At 53.7% G+C, this 6,609-nt stretch carries 10 protein-coding genes and 1 pseudogene; 3 read left to right on the plus strand and 8 right to left on the minus strand.

Going from position 1 to position 6,609, the window contains the following annotated elements; all coding sequences use genetic code 11:
• Positions 1 to 130 precede the first annotated feature (130 nt).
• From JCM15764_RS20440 to JCM15764_RS20445, 3 genes are all read left to right on the plus strand, one after another.
• A complete protein-coding gene (locus JCM15764_RS20440; RefSeq protein WP_243689517.1) occupies positions 131 to 1,069 on the plus strand; it encodes a transposase in 939 nt (312 codons plus the stop codon).
• 164 nt (positions 1,070 to 1,233) lie between these two features.
• Positions 1,234 to 1,524 carry a type II toxin-antitoxin system Phd/YefM family antitoxin gene (locus tag JCM15764_RS25505; protein ID WP_243689518.1) on the plus strand — a complete coding sequence of 97 codons (291 nt, stop codon included), beginning with the start codon at positions 1,234 to 1,236 and terminating at the stop codon, positions 1,522 to 1,524.
• Positions 1,521 to 1,820: a type II toxin-antitoxin system RelE/ParE family toxin gene (locus JCM15764_RS20445; protein WP_054698771.1), complete on the plus strand. Its 300-nt coding sequence runs from the start codon at positions 1,521 to 1,523 to the stop codon at positions 1,818 to 1,820. Before JCM15764_RS25505 ends, JCM15764_RS20445 begins: the two co-directional genes overlap by 4 nt.
• Before the next feature lie 283 nt (positions 1,821 to 2,103).
• On the opposite strand, the gene JCM15764_RS25510 is transcribed toward JCM15764_RS20445, so the two are convergent.
• The 8 genes and pseudogenes from JCM15764_RS25510 to JCM15764_RS20470 form a co-directional block, all read right to left on the minus strand.
• The gene (locus JCM15764_RS25510; protein WP_243689519.1) at positions 2,104 to 2,370 is read right to left on the minus strand and encodes an OmpA family protein; all 267 of its coding nucleotides are present in this window, start codon (positions 2,368 to 2,370) and stop codon (positions 2,104 to 2,106) included.
• On the minus strand, positions 2,340 to 2,672 hold the full coding sequence (locus tag JCM15764_RS25515) for a thrombospondin type 3 repeat-containing protein (protein WP_243689520.1): 333 nt from the start codon (positions 2,670 to 2,672) through the stop codon (positions 2,340 to 2,342). The genes JCM15764_RS25510 and JCM15764_RS25515 overlap by 31 nt, the downstream gene beginning before the upstream one ends.
• Positions 2,673 to 2,714: 42 nt before the next feature.
• Positions 2,715 to 2,807: pseudogene (locus JCM15764_RS29005) on the minus strand (hypothetical protein); the annotation flags it as partial.
• A 41-nt stretch (positions 2,808 to 2,848) separates the two neighbouring features.
• A complete protein-coding gene (locus JCM15764_RS25520) occupies positions 2,849 to 3,487 on the minus strand; it encodes a porin family protein (protein ID WP_243689521.1) in 639 nt (212 codons plus the stop codon).
• Positions 3,488 to 3,500: 13 nt separating this feature from the next.
• Positions 3,501 to 3,944 carry a large conductance mechanosensitive channel protein MscL gene (mscL, locus tag JCM15764_RS20455; RefSeq protein ID WP_054698773.1) on the minus strand — a complete coding sequence of 148 codons (444 nt, stop codon included), beginning with the start codon at positions 3,942 to 3,944 and terminating at the stop codon, positions 3,501 to 3,503.
• Between the two features lie 175 nt (positions 3,945 to 4,119).
• Positions 4,120 to 4,560 (minus strand): YbhB/YbcL family Raf kinase inhibitor-like protein, encoded by a 441-nt coding sequence (locus JCM15764_RS20460; RefSeq protein WP_243689522.1) that lies wholly within the window; start codon positions 4,558 to 4,560, stop codon positions 4,120 to 4,122.
• Positions 4,561 to 4,656: 96 nt separating this feature from the next.
• Positions 4,657 to 5,313 (minus strand): haloacid dehalogenase type II, encoded by a 657-nt coding sequence (locus JCM15764_RS20465; protein WP_054698777.1) that lies wholly within the window; start codon positions 5,311 to 5,313, stop codon positions 4,657 to 4,659.
• 312 nt (positions 5,314 to 5,625) lie between these two features.
• Positions 5,626 to 6,357: a hypothetical protein gene (locus JCM15764_RS20470; protein ID WP_054698779.1), complete on the minus strand. Its 732-nt coding sequence runs from the start codon at positions 6,355 to 6,357 to the stop codon at positions 5,626 to 5,628.
• Positions 6,358 to 6,609 lie beyond the last annotated feature (252 nt).

The raw sequence follows: 6,609 nt of genomic DNA on the forward strand, positions 1-6,609 counted from the left end.
CGGAAGCTGGGGGGACGCGGAAGCTGGGGGGACGTAGTTAAGTTGGTTGACTTCACTGCTTCTCAGTGATAATCTCTTCACCATGCCAAGATCAGCCCGTATCGATATTCCAGGTCTTCTCCAGCATGTGATGGTCCGCGGCATCGAAAAGCGAGACATATTTCTCGACGACGATGACAAAGCTCTATTTATTGAACGCTTATCCAAACTCCTTATCGCCACCGGAACCGATTGCCTTGCTTGGGCGCTCATGTCCAATCATTTCCACTTACTCCTTCGCCCCCAATCGACAAAATTATCCGTCTTTATGCGTCGCCTGTTGACAGGCTATGCAGTGGTCTTCAACCTGCGTCATCACCGCAGCGGTCATCTTTTCCAGAATCGCTACAAATCCATAGTTTGTGAGGAAGACTCTTATCTTCTTGAGCTTGTCCGCTATATTCACCTTAATCCTTTAAGAGTCGGTCTGGTTGATTCATTGGATGTTCTGGATTCATACAAATGGTCGGGGCATGCGGTTATTATGGGAAAGGGGTCATTTGCAGGTCAGAACGGGGAGGAGGTGCTCCTGCTGTTCGACAACAGAAAGGGGAGTGCATGTAAAAAATATCGATCATTCATTGAGGACGGCATCTGCCAGGGGAAAAGAGATGAATTGGTTGGTGGCGGATTGCGGCGGTCCCTTAAAATATCTGGATCAGATGAATATGGATCTTATGATGAAAGAATTCTCGGCAGCGGAGATTTTGTGGAACGACTGCAACAGGAGACGCAGCCAACCGGAACTGCAATGAGCAGTGTTTCCCTGGATGAAATTATCCGGCATGTCTCGCGGATATTTTCAATAGAACCAGCGTCATTACGGCAAGGAGGCAAACGAAAAGATCTTTCCGACGCAAGAGGTGCACTATGCTATATCGCCGTTATCAAAATAGGAATTAGTGGCGCGTCAGTCGCGAGAACTTTGAATGTCAGCCGCGCCGGAGTATGCTTGGCTGCGCGAAGAGGCGAGGAGATATATACAATGACCCCGGAATTACATGATATTGTAGTCACTTTGCAAAATTAACTACGTCCCCCTTTACGCGAGCTGTACCCAGCTCGCCCGTCCCCCTTTACGCGAGCTGTACCCAGCTCGCCGTTGGACAACAAAAACATGACTGAGTACTTGCATTGATCGTTTTATTGGCCTATATTTTGGCTATAATAATATCTATATAGGGAGCAATAATAATGAGACCAATTTCAATCAGTAATGACATAGTCCCAATTGCAGAATTTAAAACGAATATTTCCAAGTGGTTCAAAATACTTCAGACATCCAGACATCCACTTATCATTACCCAAAACAGCAAACCTGCAGGAGTGCTATTGTCCGCTTCAGATTATGATGAACTGGTGTATCGAAAATCATTTCTCGATTCTGTTGAGAGGGGAATTTCGGACGCTGAAAATGGGCAGACCCAAACGACTGATGAACTACGGAAATCTCTACAAGCACGAAGAAGTGTGAGCAATCCATGAGCGTGACGTGGTCACGGGAAGCTGGCGAAAATCTGGTCGATATCGAGGAGTTCATTGCACGTGACAGTGTGGAACGCGCTATCCGGTTTGTCGATGCCTTAATTGATCATGCAGAAGCTATTTTGTCTGATAACCCGAGAAGCGGAAGGTCAGCACCAGAAATTGGCAATCCTGACATTCGAGAACTGATTTACCGAGGATATCGCATTGTCTACCGATTAAATGGTGATCGAATTGAAATACTTACCGTTTTTGAGGGGCACCGGTTATTGCGGCTGAATGAATCAGCCGATTAGGCAATGATGAGTACAGACGCGAAAGAAGAGAGGCTATTTTGAAAATATTCAGGAAATAGCCTTTCCTTTTATTTACACCTAAGGGAAAACTAGGGACAAAAAGTAAAACCGGGGGATGTCCCTAATTTCCTCCTAATTTCCCCAACTACTGACACGCCCGCAAAGTGAGGCCCATGGGGAACGGCAGGTGTTACCCCGCGGCTGAACGAGCAGTCAAAAAAAGGTAGCCTTCCAAAGTCTGGAAGGCTACCTTTCGTCGTTGCAGAGCAGGGTGCTGATTCTGTTACTGTTTTTCGACGGTTACCGAATCGAGAACCGCGGTAATGCGGCGGTTCTGCTGACGTCCTGCCTCGGTTCCATTGTCGGCAATGGGACGGGTCATGCCGTAGCCCTTGGCGGTGAGGCGGCCGGCGGCAATGCCGTGCTTTTTGATCAAATAGCTGCGGACGGCTTCGGCGCGGCGCTGGGAGAGCTTCATGTTGGCGGCAGCTGATCCCACATTGTCGGTATGTCCTTCGATCACTCCTTTGACCGTCGGGTATTTCTGCATATAATCGGCAACTTTCTTGATTTCGCCGGCATATTTGGCTGAATGTCATTCTTCCCGGTGGCGAACTGAACGTTGATGGACATGCTGAGGGTTTCCAGGTCCGGGCAGCCGTCGGCTTTCACCTTGGTTTCCTTTGGGGTGCCTGGGCATTTGTCCAGGTAATCGGCAACGCCGTCGCCGTCGGAGTCAACGGGGCAGCCATCCTGGTCAACCTGAACTCCTGCGGGTGTACCGGGACACTTGTCCAGGTAGTCGGCGACGCCGTCCTTGTCGGAGTCAACAGGGCAGCCGTCCTTATCCACCTGAACGCCGGCCGGGGTGCCCGGACACTTGTCCAGGTAATCGGCAACGCCATCCTTGTCGGAATCAACGGGGCAGCCGTCCTTGTCAACCTTGACGCCTGCAGGAGTGCCAGGGCATTTATCCAGGGAGTCGATAACGCCGTCATTATCGGAATCGGCGGGTGCAGGCGGAGGAGCTACAACAGGAGCTGGAGCCGGAGCCGGTTCGGGGGCTGGTGCTGGCGCCGGTTCAGCTTTGGCAACGGGAGCCGGTTCCTTGCTGCGCCAAAGGAGTAGACGAGGCCGAGATTATATTCATAATTACTGTAGGAATCCCCTTCATGCTTGAAGATCAGGTGACGGAAATCGCCCCTCAGTGCCCAGGTATCGGAGATGAAGTACTTGATGCCGGGGCCGTAGTCGAATACGCCGCGGGTCAGCTTGGTGCCGTCATTGCTGTCAAGGGACATGCCGCTGTAGCCGGCGGCGATATAGGGCACCAGTTTGTTGTCGGGGAAGATGTGGAGCAGCGCATCGGCCCCATAGCGATAGAAATCGGTTTTCGTCGAGCTCCTGGTTCCTTCGGTGCGGGTATAGTCGAAGAGCGCCTCGGCACCAAGGTATTTGGTGAAATTGTAGCCGGCCCGAATGCCTCCCACAGGCTGGGTCTCCAGGTGTTGTTTGCCGTCAAAGGTATATCCCCCACGATGGGAGAGAGGTAAAAGGCCCCGGGTTCGACTCCTGCAGCCGAAACTGTGCCCACCGAGAGCAGCAGGGTGCCTGCTGCCAACAGCATGCGCTTGAATAACTTCATTTTCTTCCTCCTTCTTCTGCATTGAATTTTACTTCCTATGTTGCCGTCGGCTCCACAGCAGAGGTGCACTGGGGGCAACGGGATGCGGCCAGAGGCATTGGGCTCAGGCAGAACGGGCACTGCCGGGTGGACGGTGGGGGAGGTGTTTCAGGCCGGCGGAGTCGGTTGATCTGCTTTATCACAAGAAATACAGAGAATGCAACGAGAATGAAGTCGATGATGTTGTTGAAAAAGAGGCCGTAGTTGATGGTGGGTATGCCGGCGGCCTTTGCCTTGGCCACCGTGTCGACAGGGGTGCTGGAAAGGTTGATGAACAGGTTGCTGAAATCCATTTTCCCGGTAAGCAGTCCAAGGGGGGGCATGAGGATGTCATTGACGAGGCTGGTGACGATCTTGCCGAAGGCAGCGCCGATGATGACACCGACGGCCAGATCCACGGCATTTCCCTTGACGGCAAATTCCTTGAATTCCTTGAACATGGAAAATCCTTTCGTGAAGGAATTAATGATAACTTAGTTTATCCTGGTGGGGGGATTGTCAACCGGGGTATTAACCCATTAGTTGTTGGAGGGACTTGTAGTGCTGTCGGAAACGGTTGAATCATGTGGGAAAAGAGCGGGGTGGAGAGGCTGCTTTTGAAGGCAGCCTCCGGGGTTATTTCTTTTGATACGTGCCCATGAGCTCGGTGGTCTCGATGATGTGCGGCTGAAGGGCTTTTTCCAGTTCGGCCCTTGTGGCATGTCCGGCTGTTTGCAGAACTGCATCCAGGGCATAAAGCCTGAAGAAGTAACGATGGGTACCCGATGGGGGGCAGGGGCCGCCGTAACTGTTATGGTAGAAGTCGTTTTTGCCGACAATTGCCTCCCTTGGGGCGGCGTTCTCGGCCAGTTCCTGGGTGCGGGGGCTCATGTTCCAAACTATCCAATGGGTCCATGTGCCCGACGGCGCATCGGGGTCATCGACAATCAGCGCCAGGGACTTGGTCCTTGCGGGGACGTTTTCGAATCTGAGGGGCGGACTGATATTGTCGCCGTTGCAGGTGTATCGGTCGGGAATACTCCGGTTGTCGGTAAAGGCAGGACTGGATATCTTCATTTTCATACCCCCTTTTTTTGCTCCGCCGGCAATAGCCAGGCGGTACAGGCAAGGATAATCATCATGGCGGCCAGTATCTTCTCCATCCGTTCCCCCTCATTTTCCCCAGGTGCCGATTACCTCCGGCAGTTCACCGAGAGCGGCTACGGTGGCGCCGGGGGGCAGCCCGGGGAAAGGCCAGCGACGGTCTCTGTTCATGACCCAGACCGTGTGGAAGCCGGCTGCTGCTGCGCCATAAATATCCCAACCATGGGCTGCCACCATCCAGCAGTCTTCCGGTTCGGCACCCAGGCGGTCCATTGCCAGCAGGTAGGTGGAAGGGTGGGGCTTGCACTTTTCCACCTCGTCGGTGGAGACGATCATCTCGAAATGTGTTGCCAAGCCGGAACGTTCCAGCAGGGCAACCGCTGCCGGCTTGCCGCTGTTGGTCAATACCGCCAGCCTTGCCTTCTTGCCCTTGAGCTTCTTCAGGCACTCCACGGCTCCCGCCATGGGCTGCAGCTCTTTAAGTTTTTCCATGACGGCCGGAATGGACACCGCCGTCAATCCGTGGATCTCCACCAGGTTGGTCAGGGAGAGTTCGACCACATCGCGAAAGGGGAGGTAGCGCTCGGCCAGTGTTGCTGCCATGGCGGTCTGGATGCTTTCCTGAAACCAGCTGTCTCCCTTCAGTCCTTCTTTTTCCAGAAGCCTGTTAACCGTCTCCAGGGAAAACAGCGTTCCTACCAAGTCAAAAATGATTACCTTGGCCATGACAGTCCCCTTCCTTCAGAGTCTTAAACGTCTTCCAGCCTGCAGACGAAGCTGATGGTTACCCTTTTACCCATTTCGGCCCGCATGGATCACCACCTGGAGCAGGTTAGTGCAATGTCGATGGTATTTGTCTAATTTAATGTTACCCGGATGAGAGAAGGTTGCAAACGGGGAAGGAAAAATAAATCGCAGGTTGCGGGATGAGGTTGCGGTCAGTGCAGGTGAGGTGGAGCTTGGTCGCAGGCGGGAAAATAAAAGGGCCGGAGGGCGGTCTTCCGGCCCTTGACTGGGGCCGACGCAGGTTTTTCTGTGTCACCCCCTATGAAAGATCGGATTGCGCCTTTTTATGGCAGCTTTTGAGCCGACAGCGCCCCCTGCAATACCTAAGGCCATGGATAACAGCACTCCTCCGAACAGCCCCCACGAGACTTTTGTCAGGCCGGAAACGGCTGAAGATGCGGCTCCACGAGCCTGTTCGGGAAGGTTCCCGGCAGAGCCGAACAAAGCCATGCCCTGGTTAACCATCGATTCGGCCCGATCCCGTGTAAAGCCCATGTCGCTGACCATGACATTGACGGCACCTTCCCGGTCGCCGCTGGAGAGCCTTTGCTGGAGGGTGGCCACCGATTCTTTGCTGATGTCCCCTTTTCCGGAGGCCCCTTTCAGTAACGACTCAAGCTGGGTCTGTGCTCCGGGAGAACCTGATACTCCTCCCGCCGTTACTGCTGCTCCGCCTGTAATCGCTTTCGCCCCCTGACCGAGCACGGAAAAGGCTCCACCGATCACTGAGCCGATGGAGGTGGTGATGACAAAAGCAAAAACGAGGGTACTGACGCTCCAGGCTACCAGACCATGCAGCATCCCATCGGCAAGCCTGGTCAAGCCGGACATGCGTGCCGCCACATAGCCGCCGACAAACGCCGACAGGACCAGGCTGACACTGGTCCAGATGCCGGTAATGAGGGAAGCCTTGCCGACCGGTTCTGCGGACTGGGGATCCACTGCCGTAAGTCCTGCCGCCAATCCCAGCAGGGCCAACAGCAAGTAAGTTCCATGCCGCTGGCCAGCCCCCCGAAAATAGCTCCCCAGCTGATCCAGGGGAAATAGGTTCTTTTCTCTGTTGTGCGGGTTTCAAATGTTCGAGTTTCCATTGGAACCTCCTTGTTTTCTAAGGTTGCCTCCCTGACACCTCCATAGTGGAAATGGCCTGCCGCAATTTTCAGCTCCCACTTAAAGTTTAGCCTTTCGGCATACATTGCAAATGCTCCCGGACCACCGGCCTAGGAGTCTGTCGGA

Source organism: Geotalea toluenoxydans JCM 15764 (assembly GCF_001311985.1).
Taxonomy (GTDB): domain Bacteria; phylum Desulfobacterota; class Desulfuromonadia; order Geobacterales; family Geobacteraceae; genus Geotalea; species Geotalea toluenoxydans.

What these genes read in the sequence shown, in the direction of transcription:
- JCM15764_RS20445 (WP_054698771.1), top strand. Translation starts at nt 1,521, where the DNA reads ATGAGCGTGACGTGGTCACGGGAAGCTGGCGAAAATCTGGTCGATATC.
- JCM15764_RS20460 (WP_243689522.1), bottom strand. Translation starts at nt 4,560, where the DNA reads ATGAAGATATCCAGTCCTGCCTTTACCGACAACCGGAGTATTCCCGAC.
- mscL (WP_054698773.1), bottom strand. Translation starts at nt 3,944, where the DNA reads ATGTTCAAGGAATTCAAGGAATTTGCCGTCAAGGGAAATGCCGTGGAT.
- JCM15764_RS25520 (WP_243689521.1), bottom strand. Translation starts at nt 3,487, where the DNA reads ATGCAGAAGAAGGAGGAAGAAAATGAAGTTATTCAAGCGCATGCTGTT.
- JCM15764_RS25510 (WP_243689519.1), bottom strand. Translation starts at nt 2,370, where the DNA reads ATGCAGAAATACCCGACGGTCAAAGGAGTGATCGAAGGACATACCGAC.
- JCM15764_RS20440 (WP_243689517.1), top strand. Translation starts at nt 131, where the DNA reads ATGGTCCGCGGCATCGAAAAGCGAGACATATTTCTCGACGACGATGAC.
- JCM15764_RS20465 (WP_054698777.1), bottom strand. Translation starts at nt 5,313, where the DNA reads ATGGCCAAGGTAATCATTTTTGACTTGGTAGGAACGCTGTTTTCCCTG.
- JCM15764_RS25505 (WP_243689518.1), top strand. Translation starts at nt 1,234, where the DNA reads ATGAGACCAATTTCAATCAGTAATGACATAGTCCCAATTGCAGAATTT.